General features: G+C 50.6%; 1 protein-coding gene. It reads left to right on the top strand.

From position 1 onward, the window contains the following. The coding region (locus tag PPOP_RS16990; RefSeq protein ID WP_042229668.1) for a DnaB-like helicase C-terminal domain-containing protein at nucleotides 1-466 on the top strand (466 nt) is incomplete at both ends.

A 466-nucleotide genomic window follows, 5' to 3' on the forward strand; every position in this document is an offset into this window, starting at 1 on the left:
TAGCACGCAATCATTACGAAACGATGCAGAAGAGGAAAGAAGAACTGAAGACGATCTATGTGGACGATACGCGCGGCGTTAGCGCGGATTACATTGTGGACGCCATGCGTCGCCTTAAACGAACGCAAGGGCTGGACTTCGTTGTGGTGGACTACCTACAGGACGTGAAAGAGCGCGGAGAAACTAACGACAACAGCGGCAGCGCATTAGCTCGAATATGCCGTAAGCTTCGGGCAGCAGCGAAGGAATGCGATTGTCACGTTATGGGCTTGTCACAGGTTGTCAGGGGCGTGGATGATCGGCAGGATAAGCGACCAGGCAATTCAGACTTGGCAGGTAGCACAGGCATAGAAACATCGGCTGACGTAATCGCGATGCTGTACCGTGATGATTATTATAATCGGGATTCGGAAAAGAAGAACACTCTTGAAGTGAACTTTACCAAGCAAAGAAACGGGAAACTGGG

The sequence above is a fragment of the Paenibacillus popilliae ATCC 14706 genome (assembly GCF_000315235.1).
GTDB classification, from domain to species: Bacteria; Bacillota; Bacilli; order Paenibacillales; family Paenibacillaceae; genus Paenibacillus_B; species Paenibacillus_B popilliae.